16 protein-coding genes are annotated in these 13,393 nt (G+C 46.2%); 6 read left to right on the top strand and 10 right to left on the bottom strand.

Going from position 1 to position 13,393, the window contains the following annotated elements:
* Nucleotides 1–21: 21 nt before the first annotated feature.
* The 3 genes from C2740_RS02025 to C2740_RS02015 are packed head-to-tail and all read left to right on the top strand — an operon-like array spanning nucleotide 22 to nucleotide 2,405.
* The gene (locus tag C2740_RS02025) at nucleotides 22–1,068 is read left to right on the top strand and encodes an NAD(P)/FAD-dependent oxidoreductase (protein ID WP_215293761.1); all 1,047 of its coding nucleotides are present in this window, start codon (nucleotides 22–24) and stop codon (nucleotides 1,066–1,068) included.
* Between the two features lie 36 nt (nucleotides 1,069–1,104).
* On the top strand, nucleotides 1,105–1,899 hold the full coding sequence (locus tag C2740_RS02020) for a thymidylate synthase (RefSeq protein WP_215293760.1): 795 nt from the start codon (nucleotides 1,105–1,107) through the stop codon (nucleotides 1,897–1,899).
* Nucleotides 1,900–1,916: 17 nt separating this feature from the next.
* On the top strand, nucleotides 1,917–2,405 hold the full coding sequence (locus C2740_RS02015; RefSeq protein WP_215293759.1) for a dihydrofolate reductase: 489 nt from the start codon (nucleotides 1,917–1,919) through the stop codon (nucleotides 2,403–2,405).
* Between the two features lie 62 nt (nucleotides 2,406–2,467).
* Here C2740_RS02015 and C2740_RS02010 read toward each other — a convergent pair whose 3' ends face one another.
* The 4 genes from C2740_RS02010 to C2740_RS01995 all read right to left on the bottom strand — a co-directional run bounded on the left by C2740_RS02010 (nucleotide 2,468) and on the right by C2740_RS01995 (nucleotide 7,082).
* Complete coding sequence (locus C2740_RS02010) at nucleotides 2,468–3,280, bottom strand: peptidylprolyl isomerase (RefSeq protein ID WP_251369669.1); 813 nt, start codon at nucleotides 3,278–3,280, stop codon at nucleotides 2,468–2,470.
* A gap of 397 nt (nucleotides 3,281–3,677) precedes the next feature.
* Entirely contained in the window at nucleotides 3,678–4,274 is a 597-nt protein-coding gene (gene msrQ, locus C2740_RS02005) for a protein-methionine-sulfoxide reductase heme-binding subunit MsrQ (protein WP_215293757.1), read from the bottom strand.
* Between the two features lie 71 nt (nucleotides 4,275–4,345).
* Nucleotides 4,346–6,574, bottom strand: coding sequence for a xanthine dehydrogenase family protein molybdopterin-binding subunit (locus C2740_RS02000; RefSeq protein WP_215293756.1), 2,229 nt, complete (start codon nucleotides 6,572–6,574; stop codon nucleotides 4,346–4,348).
* A 10-nt stretch (nucleotides 6,575–6,584) separates the two neighbouring features.
* Complete coding sequence (locus C2740_RS01995) at nucleotides 6,585–7,082, bottom strand: (2Fe-2S)-binding protein (RefSeq protein ID WP_215293755.1); 498 nt, start codon at nucleotides 7,080–7,082, stop codon at nucleotides 6,585–6,587.
* Between the two features lie 193 nt (nucleotides 7,083–7,275).
* Here C2740_RS01995 and C2740_RS01990 point away from each other — a divergent pair, with 193 nt between their 5' ends.
* Nucleotides 7,276–7,491: a hypothetical protein gene (locus C2740_RS01990; protein ID WP_215293754.1), complete on the top strand. Its 216-nt coding sequence runs from the start codon at nucleotides 7,276–7,278 to the stop codon at nucleotides 7,489–7,491.
* 15 nt (nucleotides 7,492–7,506) lie between these two features.
* On the opposite strand, the gene C2740_RS01985 is transcribed toward C2740_RS01990, so the two are convergent.
* Nucleotides 7,507–7,800 carry a 4a-hydroxytetrahydrobiopterin dehydratase gene (locus tag C2740_RS01985; RefSeq protein WP_215293753.1) on the bottom strand — a complete coding sequence of 98 codons (294 nt, stop codon included), beginning with the start codon at nucleotides 7,798–7,800 and terminating at the stop codon, nucleotides 7,507–7,509.
* Between the two features lie 14 nt (nucleotides 7,801–7,814).
* Nucleotides 7,815–8,540, bottom strand: coding sequence for a pseudouridine synthase (locus C2740_RS01980; RefSeq protein ID WP_215293752.1), 726 nt, complete (start codon nucleotides 8,538–8,540; stop codon nucleotides 7,815–7,817).
* 103 nt (nucleotides 8,541–8,643) lie between these two features.
* Here C2740_RS01980 and C2740_RS01975 point away from each other — a divergent pair, with 103 nt between their 5' ends.
* Entirely contained in the window at nucleotides 8,644–9,177 is a 534-nt protein-coding gene (locus tag C2740_RS01975) for a DUF2889 domain-containing protein (protein WP_215293751.1), read from the top strand.
* A gap of 2 nt (nucleotides 9,178–9,179) precedes the next feature.
* Here C2740_RS01975 and C2740_RS01970 read toward each other — a convergent pair whose 3' ends face one another.
* Nucleotides 9,180–9,950 carry an SDR family NAD(P)-dependent oxidoreductase gene (locus C2740_RS01970; protein WP_215293750.1) on the bottom strand — a complete coding sequence of 257 codons (771 nt, stop codon included), beginning with the start codon at nucleotides 9,948–9,950 and terminating at the stop codon, nucleotides 9,180–9,182.
* A 64-nt stretch (nucleotides 9,951–10,014) separates the two neighbouring features.
* Between C2740_RS01970 and C2740_RS01965 the strand changes: the two genes are divergently transcribed.
* Complete coding sequence (locus tag C2740_RS01965; RefSeq protein WP_251369668.1) at nucleotides 10,015–10,800, top strand: hypothetical protein; 786 nt, start codon at nucleotides 10,015–10,017, stop codon at nucleotides 10,798–10,800.
* 14 nt (nucleotides 10,801–10,814) lie between these two features.
* Here C2740_RS01965 and C2740_RS01960 read toward each other — a convergent pair whose 3' ends face one another.
* The 3 genes from C2740_RS01960 to msrP are packed head-to-tail and all read right to left on the bottom strand — an operon-like array spanning nucleotide 10,815 to nucleotide 13,262.
* Nucleotides 10,815–11,738 (bottom strand): MBL fold metallo-hydrolase, encoded by a 924-nt coding sequence (locus tag C2740_RS01960; RefSeq protein ID WP_251369667.1) that lies wholly within the window; start codon nucleotides 11,736–11,738, stop codon nucleotides 10,815–10,817.
* A gap of 1 nt (nucleotide 11,739) precedes the next feature.
* A complete protein-coding gene (locus C2740_RS01955) occupies nucleotides 11,740–12,297 on the bottom strand; it encodes a lipocalin family protein (protein ID WP_215293749.1) in 558 nt (185 codons plus the stop codon).
* A 2-nt stretch (nucleotides 12,298–12,299) separates the two neighbouring features.
* Complete coding sequence (gene msrP, locus C2740_RS01950; protein ID WP_215293748.1) at nucleotides 12,300–13,262, bottom strand: protein-methionine-sulfoxide reductase catalytic subunit MsrP; 963 nt, start codon at nucleotides 13,260–13,262, stop codon at nucleotides 12,300–12,302.
* Between the last annotated feature and the right edge of the window lie 131 nt (nucleotides 13,263–13,393).

Here is a 13,393-nt window from a genome sequence, read left to right as displayed (position 1 = left end):
TAACTCCCTTTTCGAGAATTTGTGTTGCACTCCCCCATACAAACCGACGCTGTCATTATTGGCGCCGGCCCTGTGGGTCTCTTTCAAGTCTTTGAACTTGGTCTTCTAGAAATCAAAACACATGTGATTGACTCTCTGCCAGAGGCTGGAGGTCAATGCATTGAGCTTTATCCAGATAAACCGATTTACGATATCCCCGCGATCTCTGTTTGTACTGGACGTGAGTTAACCAACAATTTACTGAAACAAATCGAGCCATTTGATGCCCAGTTTCATTTGGAGCAAGAGGTTACTCAGCTTGAGAAACAAGCCGATGGGCGCTTTCTGATTGGCACCTCCCAGGGTAAACATTTTTTAAGTAAAACTGTTTTTATTGCTGCCGGCGTGGGCGCCTTTCAGCCCCGCACCCTCAAGCTTGATGGCATAGAGGCTTTTGAAGGTCAGCAGGTTTTCTATAGCGTTAAAAATCCGGAACAATTTACTGGCAAAAAGATTGTGATTTGCGGTGGCGGTGATGCCGCATTGGATTGGACATTACATTTCGTAGATAAAGCTGCGAGCGTAACCCTAATTCATCGACGCGATGACTTTAAAGCAGCACCAGCATCGGTTGCCAAAATACGCGAGCTTTGTAAGAACAAACAAATGCAATTCTTGATTGGGCAAATTAGCAGCTACGAAGTGGAGCGTGATCAGATCTCCAAAATAGTAGTGACTGAGATTGATGGCAAGGATCAAGAGATCGCAGTCGATGATCTCCTCATCTTTTTTGGTCTCTCACCTAAATTAGGCCCAATTGCTGATTGGGGTTTAGATATTGATCGTAAGCAAGTGAGTGTTGATACCGAAAAATTTCAGACTAGCATCCCCGGGATTTATGCCGTGGGAGATATCAATATTTATCCGGGCAAGAAAAAGCTTATTCTGTCGGGCTTTCATGAAGCCGCTCTGGCCGCATTTGCAGCGGCAGCCTATTTAAACCCTGAGAAACAAGTTCAACTCCAGTACACCACCACCTCACCCAAGCTCCATAGGGTTCTTGGGGTGAGTCCTCCCGTATTCGAGTAAGCTAACCCCACATAACCCATTTTTACCAATATTTATATGCGCCAATATCACGATCTCATGAAAGAAGTGCTTGCCAAGGGAGTCCAAAAGTCCGATAGGACTGGTACAGGCACTATCTCGGTATTTGGGCACCAAATGCGCTTTAACTTGGCCGATGGCTTTCCGATGGTGACCACCAAGAAGCTTCACCTCAAATCCATCATCTATGAACTACTCTGGTTCCTCAAGGGCAGTACCAATAACAACTGGTTGAAAGAGCGCGGTGTATCCATTTGGAATGAGTGGGCAGCTCCAGATGGTGAGCTCGGCCCCATCTATGGTTACCAGTGGCGCTCTTGGCCGGCGCCGAATGGCAAGCACATTGATCAGATCTCTGAAGTAGTCGAAACCATCAAAAAGAATCCAGATTCGCGCCGCATTATTGTTTCCGCATGGAACGTAGCAGACATCCCGCGCATGGCTTTAGCACCCTGCCATGCCTTCTTTCAATTCTATGTTGCTGATGACAAGTTATCCTGCCAGCTCTATCAACGTAGCGCTGATATTTTCTTAGGTGTGCCGTTCAACATTGCTAGCTATGCCCTACTCACACACATGATGGCGCAACAATGCAATTTAGAAGTTGGTGACTTTATCTGGACTGGTGGTGATTGCCATTTATATAGCAATCACTTAGAGCAAGTTGAGCTTCAGTTATCGAGGGATTTCTTCCCATTGCCAAAACTCAATATTCTGCGTAAACCAGATTCTATTTTTGATTACGAGTTCGAAGACTTTGAAATTCTGGGTTACGAATCGCATCCCCATATAAAAGCTCCAGTAGCAATCTAAGAACAAGAAGGTAATTGATGACACAGCCTGCTATTTCCATGATTGTTGCGCGCTCGCGCAATCATGTCATCGGTCGCGATAACCAGATGCCCTGGAAGATCTCGGCTGATTTGCAATTCTTTAAGCGCGTTACCATGGGTCACCCAGTCATCATGGGGCGCAAGACTTGGGAATCGATTGGTCGCCCACTACCTGGCCGTCGCAATATCGTAGTGAGCCGCAATCCACAATTCCAAATTGAGGGGGCGGAGCTTGCAGGCTCATTAGACGAAGCTCTCGAACACCTAAGCGATACGCCACGTGTATTTGTGATTGGTGGAGAGCAACTTTTTAAACAGGCCTTTGCTAAAGCGGATCGTCTGTTCATCACTGAAATTGATATCGATATCAATGATGGCGATACCTTCTTTGAGGTTCCAGATCTAGACTCTTGGCGGGAAGTGGAGCGTACTGCAGGAGCGGAAGGCGATATTACATTTAATTTTGTGACGCTTGAGCGCAAATAGGAATCAATTGGATGAATCAAAAAGAGCTCCGTGGAGCTCTTTTTTTATAGCTACAAAATCATTTACTGAATCACAATCTTCGATTCTTTGGCGATCTGAGATAAAAACTCAAATTGCTTTCTTTGTGCTATGCCGTTCCGAATCGAGGCTTTAGCTTGCTCAAATGTGGGCGGCTTACTAGTTCTTTTATCCTCGAGTTTTACCAAATACCAGCCTTGTTGCATTTGAATCGGGGCTTGAGATACCTGACCCTTACCGAGATTTACCAATACCGCTGAGATCTGCGGTGCAACCTGCCCAGCTTGCACCCAGCCAACTGCACCACCCTGCACTCTATTGGGCGCAAGAGAAACACTCTTAGCCACTTTATCAAATGACTCCCCTTTTTTAATGCGACCAAGTGCCGCTTGCGCATCTGCTTCAGTAGCAATCGCAATATCACTCACCTTGTACTCAACCAGCATGCCTTGTGGGCCAAGTGAGGCAATTTCTCTGCTGTACTCAGCCTGAACATCGGCGTCAGTAATTGGGTTTTGCGCCATAAAAGTAGACAACTCAAGATCTGCCAAATAATTTTGACGGATCAATGTGAGTTGAGTATTTGCTTTTTCAGAGTTTGCTAACCCATCTTTTTCAGCACGTTGCGAAAGAAGTAATACCTCAATGTATTTCTGCACAACTGCTTGACGTAACTCAGGACTATCTTTCTGACCTTGTGAGGTCGCCATCCGAATGCCCTGCTCCACCATATCATTAGTAATGATGGCTCCATTCACAGAAGCGGCAGCATTGATCGGCAGGCCACTTTGTTGAGAATGTACGCTACCAATAAATGCGAGCGATAAAAATGCGGCTGCCAATAGAGGGCTTCGCACTGATATAAACAAACAGGTGAATGAATTCATTGGGCTTGATCTTTCTAAAAATTAGCCTTAATGGTAACAGCTGCTTATGGCTAGAACCGATAAACGGGGGTGCTTGGCGTATAGGGATCGGACGATTGGGTTTCAATAGCCTCAGCCTCTTCCTCACCCTCTGGCTGACTAAAATACTTCGAGTTTCCAGGCGGCTTTTTGGTCAGACTCTTTGTGGGAGGTGGTGTAGCCACAGGCCCAAAAGGCCCTTCACTGAGAGCGACGGGTTGATTATTAAATTCTCTTAATTGCTCTGGTGTATAGACAGGAGAAGTCTGCGACCCCTTGGGTGGCGGAGTTTGAGGTGTTACTGAGCAACTCATCAATATAAGACAGAGAGCAATGCTTAGGTAGGTATTCATCGAGCCATTGTATGGGAGAGACGGCTCCTTACCCAAGGTAGGCGGCATAGCAGCAATAGCAAGACTACAGATCCGTAGATAGAAACAGTCTGCAAGTCATTCTTACCCGCTTTATGCCACCAATAATGAATGATTGCTGTGCAGGCAATGACATAAACCAACTTGTGAAGCAAGCTCCAGCGCCTCCCTAAGGTACGCACAGCCCAGTTATTGGATGACACAGCTAAAGGGATTAGCAATGCAAAGCTTGTAAAGCCCATTGTGATAAAGGGGCGCTTCAGTACATCAGCCCACATTGCCTGAAAATCTAAATTTTGATCCAGCCAAAACCAAATTGAGAAATGAATGCAGGCATAGAAGAAGCAAAAGAGGCCAAACATTCGACGCCACCTAATCCATGTGACCCAACCAGTGAGCATGCGCAGCGGTGACATTGCTAAAGTGATGCATAAAAATATGAGCGCCCAGGTACCAGTAGAGCGAGTTGCAAACTCAATTGGGTTAGCGCCTAAATCATCAGAAAAGCCAAGCCATATCAAGCGCCCTAATGGCAATAGAGAAATAAAAAATAGCACGCTCTTGAGATAGCTCATAAGCGCATATTAAACGACCCACCATTTAAAGGATGGATCGTTTCATCATAAACTACACTAGCACGACTACTCTAGGCCAAGCTCAAGCCTTCTTTACCAAGGGGGAAGTTTCGAACTGGCCTGCCAATTGCTGCAGAAATAGCATTTGCAACCGCCGGACCAACGACGCAGATGGTTGGCTCACCTACACCACCCCAAAAGTCATAGCTGGGTACAAGAACACTTTCGATTCTGGGGGTTGAGGCTAGCTTCAGTAATGGATAGGTATCGAGGTTTTGTTGTTTGATGCGGCCATTCTCAACAGTGATCTCTGGATTAAAAATAGCGCCCAATGCCATAGCTACAGAGCCTTCAATCTGTTCACGTGTCAAATAAGGATTGACAACATGACCGCAATTTAATGCAAAGACGAGACGGCTAATGTTGACAACATTATTTTTTACCGAGACCTCGGCGACGCAAGCAGAATAACTAGCGTAGCCCATGAACTGCGCAACACCACGATAAGTGCCTGCAGGCAGAGGCTTATCCCAATTGGCTTTTTTGGCAGCTGCATTTAATACGCCTAAATGTTTTGGATGGCTTTGCATCAGCGCTTGCCTAAATTGGACCGGATCTTTACCAGCAGCCTTAGCGCACTCATCCATAAAGCATTCCATGAAGATACCGTTTTGATTGGTATTCACGCCACGCCATGGGCCCACAGGAACATGTGTGTTCTTCATCACATACTCTGTTAGCAAAGTTGGGAAGGTATAACCCAACTGTGCATCGGGACCCTTCTCATAAAATCCCTGCAACTGACGTTCATCTTTACCGTTCTTAATGGCAGCTGGCGCAAGAGTGGCGTTAATTGACTGACCGGATACTTTGACATGCATGCCTGTCAGATTGCCAGTATTATCCAAACCAGCGGTCATCTTCGCCATCGCAATCGGATGGTAATAATCGTGAGTCAAGTCCTCTTCACGACTCCAAACCGCTTTCACTGGGATGCCTGGATATTGTTGCGCTACCTTAGCAGCAAAGGTAGTGAAATCTTGCGTAGAGCCACGACGGCCCAAGCCGCATCCAGAATCTAGTTTATAGACTTCACAATTAGCCAGCGGTATACCTGTTGCTTCCGATAGGGCGGCATGCGATCCTTCACCATTTTGTGTTGGAACCCAAGCCTCTGCACGATTGCCCGTAATTTTTACAGTGGCATTCATGGGCTCCATCGTGACATGCGCCCTAAAGGGAGTGTAATAAATTGCCTCTACCTTTTTACTGGCGCTACTGATGGCCGCAGGTGCATCACCCTCCTTGCGCTGCCAAAAGTCTCCTTGTTCATCTAAGCCATCACGCAGCATCTTTTCAATGCCAGCCTGCGAAGTATTGGCGCCCTTACCCTCATCCCAAACAATTGGCAAAGCATTGAGCGCTGTATTGGCACGCCACCAGGTGTCTGCAACTACGGCAAGTGTACTGTCGTCAATTTTAACGACCCCCTTCACGCCACGCATGCCTTTGATTTTGGCTTCGTCATAACTTACTAACTTGCCACCAAAGACGGGGCAAGCTTTAATCGAGGCACACAGCATATTGGGTAACTGTAAATCAATACCGTATACCTTTGTGCCATTGACTTTGTTGACAGTATCGATACGGGCATAGGGCTGTCCAGCCACTTTCCACTCCCTAGGATCACGCAAAGTAATCGATTTAGGATCCGGCGGAGTCAAAGTAGATGCTAATTGGGCAACCTTGCCATAAGTTGTTTTGCGCCCTGTTGGAATATGGGTAATGACACCCTTATCCACTTTGAGTTCACCCACTGGAACATTCCATTGCTTCGCTGCAGCCTCGAGCAGCATAATGCGAGCCGCTGCCGCACCACGACGCACATAGTCTTCTGAAATTCGGATACCACGACTACCACCGGTACCATGCTCTCCCCAGACGCGCTTGCGAGCTAGGCTCTGGCCAGGTGTGGCGGATTGCGTTTTTACTTTTTTCCAGTTGCACTCCAGCTCTTCGGTCACGAGTTGGGCCAAACCAGTACGAGTACCCTGCCCCATTTCTGAACGGGCAACTCTGATGTAAACAGTTTCATCAGGAGTAATGCTGACCCACGCATTCACTTCAGCATCACCATACATGGTTGGCGTGTTTGGATCATATTGAACGCCGGCAGCATAAGCCAAATCCGGGATAGCGCCGACTCCCAGCATCAATCCGCCGCCAAGAAGCGTACCTTTGATAATGAAATCCCGCCGCGCAAGGTTTTCTAATGCAATATTTTTATTGTGAGATGTCATCTTGATCTCCTTAACTACGCGTTGCAGGGGTAACATCATATTGCGCCAAAACATCTGCTAATTTCTTCTGGCCAGAAGCAACATGAATACCATCGCGGATCTTTTGATAAGTACCACAACGACAAACATTAGCCATGGCACTATCAATATCTGCATCGCTCGGTTTCGGAATTCTTTTTAATAAAGCAGCGGCAGCCATCACCTGTCCAGATTGGCAATAGCCGCACTGTGGAACGTCTAGCGCAATCCAGGCTTTTTGAACTGGGTGTGAATTGTCTTTAGAAAGGGCTTCAATCGTCGTGATCTTGGCAGCGTCAACTGCAGAAACCGGTATTGAACAGGAGCGCACTGGCTCACCATTGAGGTAGACAGTGCAGGCACCACACTGGGCAACACCACATCCGTACTTGGTGCCAGTCAGGCCAACGGCTTCACGAATCGCCCATAACAAGGGCATATTGGGTTCGACATCAATATTATGAATTTGACCATTCACATTAAGCTGCATGCTGCCTCCTATTTTTTCATTCTGAAATCACTATAAATGATTATTTACTTGCTGCAGTCGCACAAGAATTTCACTAAATGAAAAGCTATAACACCTTAAGAGCCATGCTCAGCAGGGGGCCATCACCGGATCCACCAAAAACCACCGAATTTAACCTGAATTTGCTATCCTTAAAGCTCAATTAAGGATAACTATGACTGACAACGCTCAAACTGAAAATGATGAAGATTTTGACTATGGCTGCGAATGCGCAATGACTTTGCTCAATGAGCCAACGGAAGATTGTTTGAATGACTTAATTGACGAACTCGATGAAGATGGCATGATTTCCACCGAAGTAGTTTACGGCCTGCTCGCCACAATCTTAATGAGTATTAACGAAGAAGACCACGAAGGTGACGAACATTAATTAGCAGCGCTTGACTTAGACTTGTAGTGCAAATTGATCCATGGCTTGAGCCATCTGAATATCCAAGTCGGTCAGCCCTTTGCTCGAATGGGTAGTCAAGGCTACCGCTACCGTATTCCAGGAGTTTGACCAGTCTGGGTGATGATCGATCTGATCGGCATACTGTGCGCACAAGGTCATAAACGCAAATGCTTGTTTGAAGTCGATGAATCTAAATTCGCGATAGATAGTATTTTTAGATTCATCGAGTACCCACAATGGGATGCTTTTCTGAAAGTCAAAGTCACTGGGCAATAAAGTCTGTTTCATAATGTGTGCTTCATTTAAGAATGAACGCTTTGCGAAAGTTTTTTTAAGTCATCCGGATACAACCAGAGCCATTCGCCATCTGCAAGATCTACAGGCATTGTATAGGCACCGATTTCGACTCGATGTAGTTTAGTAACATGATTACCCACTGCAGCCATCATGCGTTTAACCTGGTGATAACGCCCCTCAACGATGGTCATGGCAAGTACATTTTCTGAAAGCTGCTTACATGCGGTTGCAAAACAAGGCTTTGGATCATCATCCAAGACAACGCCCTTTAAGAGGTGCTCTATTTGAGTCGATGTAATGGGATCAGGTGTAGTAATTTCATAGACCTTACCAATATTCTTTTTAGGCGTAGTCATTTTATGAATGAACTGACCATCATCCGAGATCAATAAGAGGCCGGTAGTATCAAAGTCTAGGCGACCGACACATTGCAAGCCACGCTCCACAAATGGGGAGGGTAGCAAACTATATATACTAGGATGATGCGTTGTTTTATGGGAGCACTCGTAATTGGGTGGCTTATTAAATGCAATATAAGCCTTTTCGTGATACTCCCAGTCTTGACCCTCGACATTTAGAACTAGTCCTTCGGTAGTCATGCGCTCTTCGGGATCCTCAGCCAAAACACCATTGATTTTCACTAGCTCGGCGTACACCAGATCACTACAGTAGCGACGCGTTCCGAAGCCTTGGCTAAAGAGGATTTTTTCTAAAGAGATGGGTTTTGCCATATGCCGTACAGAATACTATAGAGGGCCTTTATTTTAGTAGTCTCACCGCCTTCAGCCTCAATTGATTATGATTGAGCATCCCCACCGATCACACACTACTCCCATGCTTTCAGACCCAAAACCACGCTCACCACTCCATCAACGCGAAGTCACATTCTATGGCTATGCGAGAGAGGATGGTCTATGGGACATCGAGGGTCACTTGAAAGACACAAAGTCCCATCCCTTTGTGACGGGCTCAAGAACTTGGTCGCCTGGAGAAGCAATTCACGATATGTGGGTACGAGTTACATTAGACAACCACCTCACCATCAAAGCGATTGAAGTGGTAATGGACGGTCATCCTCACCCAGAATGTACTTTGGTCATCCCGCCTATGGATGCATTAATTGGAGAGCGCATTGGCAAAGGTTGGCGTAAAACGATTGAGATGCACCTAGGCGGAATTAAAGGCTGCACGCACTTACGCGAGCTACTAAACAATATTGCTACTGCAGCCTATCAATCCATTCCGGGTGCACTGTTTGACCCCGATGAAAACAAGCCGCCTTTATATTTGGGGGCTTGTAAGTCTTGGGATTTCGACGGCCCAGTGGTAATGCGCGTCTATCCCAAGTTTTATCAGTGGAAAAAGTAAGTTTAGAACTCTCCACGGTGTACGTTGAAAGCATTAAAGCATTGCTGTACAGGCATCACCTCTAGAACATTGATGTTCATGTGACTAGGCAAATTTGCTGACCAGTAAATGGCTTCAGCAACATCATCTGCACTTAATGCCTTGACACCGGTGTAAACCTGTTCAGCTTTATTGTCATCACCCTTAAAGCGCACATTTGAAAACTCTGTGCCAGCACACATACCCGGCTCAATACAAGTAACACGCACTGGAGTGCCAAATAAATCAGCCCTGAGATTTAAGCTAAATTGTTTTACAAATGCTTTAGTACCGCCATACACATTGCCACCTGGGTAAGGATAGTTGGCAGCAACAGACCCCAGATTAATGAAATGCCCCACTTTGCGATCCACCATACCAGGTAAAAAAGCACGACTCATATGCACCAAACCTTTGATGTTGGTATCAATCATACGATCCCAGTCTTCGAGGAAGGCTTTATGCGCCGGCTCAAGACCTAATGCAAGCCCTGCGTTATTCACGAGAACGGTGACCTTGGCGAACTCTGCAGGCAAAGATGCTGCCAGAGAATCCACTTTGGCGCTATCACATACATCTACTGCCATCGTATGAAGCTTCTTCTGTTGATCTGCAGGTAGCGATGCCTTGAGGGCATCTAAGCGCTCCACTCGTCTACCCACAGCAATAACCTTGTGACCATGTGCTAAAAAGCGCCTCGCAGTTGCTTCACCAAATCCGGCAGTAGCGCCAGTTACTAAAACGGTATGTTCCATACTTCCTCTACGAATTTCAAATAAATGGGATTAGTCATGTAATATTAATGCTTATATGGCATTCTTGCGCACACTCACTTTTTTTCTATTGCTCATCCAGGGATACTGGGTCTGTGCCAATGAAACGTCCAGCGCCCTACCCTTTGGTCTTGTAAATATCTCACAAGAACGCTCCAAAGACCGTGTCCTAGAATTCTGGGGATATCACGACTACCAGGGCTCGCAAAACTATAGCGACACCCTCAAGCTGCGCTACTACAACCCACTCAATATTGGTGACTGGCATGGAACAGCCAGGCTAGACACATCGTATCTTGCTAACTACGGTCCACAGCAGACCAATCAATCAACTGGAGCCTACACTCCCAACACCGCCATGCTCACCGTTTGGGGAGGCCTACCGACTTGGTTTGGCAATGCAGGTGGGCGTGTAATTGCGCCGCTACAAAATCAAGGTCAATGGGCTGCTGGTCCGCAATTAAGCACTTCGTTTAGACCCAGCTATACGGAGACAAATATATTTTCTGATTTCTCACCTTTGACGCGTTACCTCTATGGCTTTAGTCCTAGAACCGCTCCCGGCTCAACAACGCCGGCTTTAATACGGCGCTTAGAGCTTTACCCCACACTGGGATTCAATCTTAGCGCCAATACTCAAATTCGGTTTTGGGATGAGAACAGCATCAATTACAACACAGCGGGCGGAGGTTGGTTTGTACCAATCGATGCTATGGTGACGCATCGCGTCAATCCACATTTCTTATTTGCCATAGGCGCAGCTAAACAAGTAGTGCAAACCTATCAACAATATGATTGGTCGGTTTACAGCAAACTCTCTTTTACCTTCTAGAGCTTAGAGCCCTATTAAGCAACATCGACTAAAGAGTTCGCCTCTAACTTAGCAGCACCAGATTTGACCAAAGCATTCGGTAACCACTGCAGAAACTCTGGCATATCCATATTAAGCTGTTTCGCAGCGCTTCTTAGTGCTGGCGTATTCTCAATCCAATCAGCCACCAAATCAATATCTTTTGCTCGCCACTCGATGAGCTTGTATTTCAATAGAACTTTTGCGCCATGGCGGGCATTTCGCTCTGGACCAGAGGCTAAGTAATCTAATCTAGATCGCGCTATCGCAATAGATCCAGCCACATCGGTAAATGGCTTGCCATGCCCTGGTATCACCAGACTCACTGGTAGACTCTCAATCAAATCTAAGGTCTGTGCGACCTCTTCAAAACCAGGCTCACCCCAAAGCTCTGGAAAAATAACACCAAATCCCTCTTCCCAAAGTGCATCGGCTGAAATCAGAAGACGATGCTCTGCTTGGTAAAGCATCACGGAATGAGGATCATGACCAGGAGCTGCTAAGACCTGCCACAGAAAGCGTCCCAACAGAATTTCCTGCCCAGGAACTAGCAAACCGTGATGCGCAAAACGCGGGCACTCTTGCCCCAGATTTTGATAGCTCAATAAATCTTCATCCCAATCTATCACTGCTTGATCTTCAGAAGCTGGAATGAGGATTTCACAATCAAATGCTTTGACTAGAGCAGCATTGCCGCCACAGTGATCTGAATGCAGATGCGTGTTAACGACTGTATTTAAACCGGGCAGTGAGTGCTTCACCAGGGCGTTGCGCACCAGCTCGACAGTAAGCCCTTCATGCGCGCAATAGCCACTATCAACCAGGGAAACATTCTCATCGCCAAAATGAAAAATATTATTTGCAGATAGCCAGCCCCTTTCAAAGACTTCAATTCCTGGAGGCAATAAATGGATGGGCACTTTAATTCTTGGGGCTGGATTGCGCAGTCACTTCTAACTTCCGAATATCAAACTGCTGCATTTGCAATTTCTGCAAGAGATCTTCATAAACTTTTTTATCTAACTGCGGCACTCTAGAAAGAATCCAGAGATACTCCCGCCGAGGATCACTGACAATGGCTAGCTGGTACTGGGGGTCTAGATCAATCACCCAATAATCTCCCCATACCATTGGCAAAAAGGAAAGCCATGCTGGAGCAAAGCGTACCTCTAGCCTCGGTGAATCTTTTCCGCCCACTTGTCGCGCTTCACCCTCGGCCTCAGAAATATCGCCATCAGCAGTTTTGCAGCTATTGAGAACTTTTAAATTACCGTCGGACCTCAGTGAATAGACCGCCTTAGTATTGCCAATACATTTTTTCTGAAACCAGTTTGGGAATTTCGCAATCTCATACCAAGTACCTAAATACTTTGGAACATCTAAAGAGGCAATCGTTCTTACTGGGGTATCACTTTGACCATCAGCAGGCAAGCAAACCGCGAGTAGCAGGCTCACTAAAGCAACTTGTATTTTCATCATGACTAATAGTACTTCTTCAAATCCATACCAGCATACATACTGGCAACTTGCTCGCTATAGCCATTAAACATCTGGGTCTTTATTTTGGGTGCAAACACACCTTTTGCATCACCAATGCGACGCTCAGTTGACTGACTCCAGCGTGGATGATCTACCAGGGGATTCACATTGGAATAGAAGCCGTACTCGCGGGCATCAAACTGACTCCAGCTCGTCTTGGGCATTTCTTCTGTAAACCGAATCTTCACAATCGACTTGGCACTTTTAAATCCATACTTCCAAGGAACTACGATGCGTACCGGCGCCCCATTCTGCTTGGGTAACACTTCGCCATATAAACCAAAAGTCAGTAGCGTTAATGGATTCATGGCCTCATCCATTCTCAGGCCTTCGCGATAGGGCCAATCGATAATATTGCTTTTCACTCCTGGCATCTGTATACGATCAGCCAGAGAGATAAATTCCACATACTTTGCAGAACCTAATGGCTCTACTTTATTAATGAGCTTGGATAAGGAGTAGCCATCCCATGGAATCACCATCGACCAACCCTCAACACAACGCATACGATAAATACGCTCTTCCATTGCTGCAAGCTTTAACAAAGCATCAATATCCAAACTCATTGGCCTTTTAACCAAGCCTTCAATGGCAATAGTCCATGGGCGAGTTTGCAAAGTATTCGCATACTCAGCTGGATCAGCCTTATCGGTGCCAAACTCATAAAAGTTGTTATAGCTGGTGACGTACTTATAGGGCGTGAGGTCATCCTTGGATGCATAAGCCTGATTGAGCAATGCACTCAGCTTTTCTGGGTTAGCCGCCAATGCCTCTCTTGAAAACCAAGGAGCCAATGCCATTCCGAAACTACCTGCGGCTGCAGCCTTTATCAGATTGCGCCGATTTTCAAAAACAGCTTGAGGGGTAATATCGCTAGGAAAGATAGTCTGATCGATAAACCGCATGGCGTACCCCAATCAATGTAATTATCTTATTTTGCTACTGATGAGAATTTATTGCTTGCCGCTCTTTATTGGCACCCACAAGCAAAAGGCAAACCCAAAGGTTTGCCTTTTTATTATCTAACCTCATCAAT

This window comes from Polynucleobacter sp. MG-5-Ahmo-C2 (assembly GCF_018687735.1).
Taxonomy (GTDB): domain Bacteria; phylum Pseudomonadota; class Gammaproteobacteria; order Burkholderiales; family Burkholderiaceae; genus Polynucleobacter.
This window is presented reverse-complemented; position numbering and strand designations above follow the sequence as displayed.

Coding starts and splice junctions, on each gene's coding strand:
- msrQ (WP_215293757.1), bottom strand. CDS start 4,274: ATGAGCTATCTCAAGAGCGTGCTATTTTTTATTTCTCTATTGCCATTA.
- C2740_RS02015 (WP_215293759.1), top strand. CDS start 1,917: ATGACACAGCCTGCTATTTCCATGATTGTTGCGCGCTCGCGCAATCAT.
- C2740_RS01970 (WP_215293750.1), bottom strand. CDS start 9,950: ATGGAACATACCGTTTTAGTAACTGGCGCTACTGCCGGATTTGGTGAA.
- C2740_RS01995 (WP_215293755.1), bottom strand. CDS start 7,082: ATGCAGCTTAATGTGAATGGTCAAATTCATAATATTGATGTCGAACCC.
- C2740_RS02020 (WP_215293760.1), top strand. CDS start 1,105: ATGCGCCAATATCACGATCTCATGAAAGAAGTGCTTGCCAAGGGAGTC.
- C2740_RS01990 (WP_215293754.1), top strand. CDS start 7,276: ATGACTGACAACGCTCAAACTGAAAATGATGAAGATTTTGACTATGGC.
- msrP (WP_215293748.1), bottom strand. CDS start 13,262: ATGCGGTTTATCGATCAGACTATCTTTCCTAGCGATATTACCCCTCAA.
- C2740_RS01985 (WP_215293753.1), bottom strand. CDS start 7,800: ATGAAACAGACTTTATTGCCCAGTGACTTTGACTTTCAGAAAAGCATC.
- C2740_RS01975 (WP_215293751.1), top strand. CDS start 8,644: ATGCTTTCAGACCCAAAACCACGCTCACCACTCCATCAACGCGAAGTC.
- C2740_RS01955 (WP_215293749.1), bottom strand. CDS start 12,297: ATGATGAAAATACAAGTTGCTTTAGTGAGCCTGCTACTCGCGGTTTGC.
- C2740_RS01980 (WP_215293752.1), bottom strand. CDS start 8,540: ATGGCAAAACCCATCTCTTTAGAAAAAATCCTCTTTAGCCAAGGCTTC.
- C2740_RS02000 (WP_215293756.1), bottom strand. CDS start 6,574: ATGACATCTCACAATAAAAATATTGCATTAGAAAACCTTGCGCGGCGG.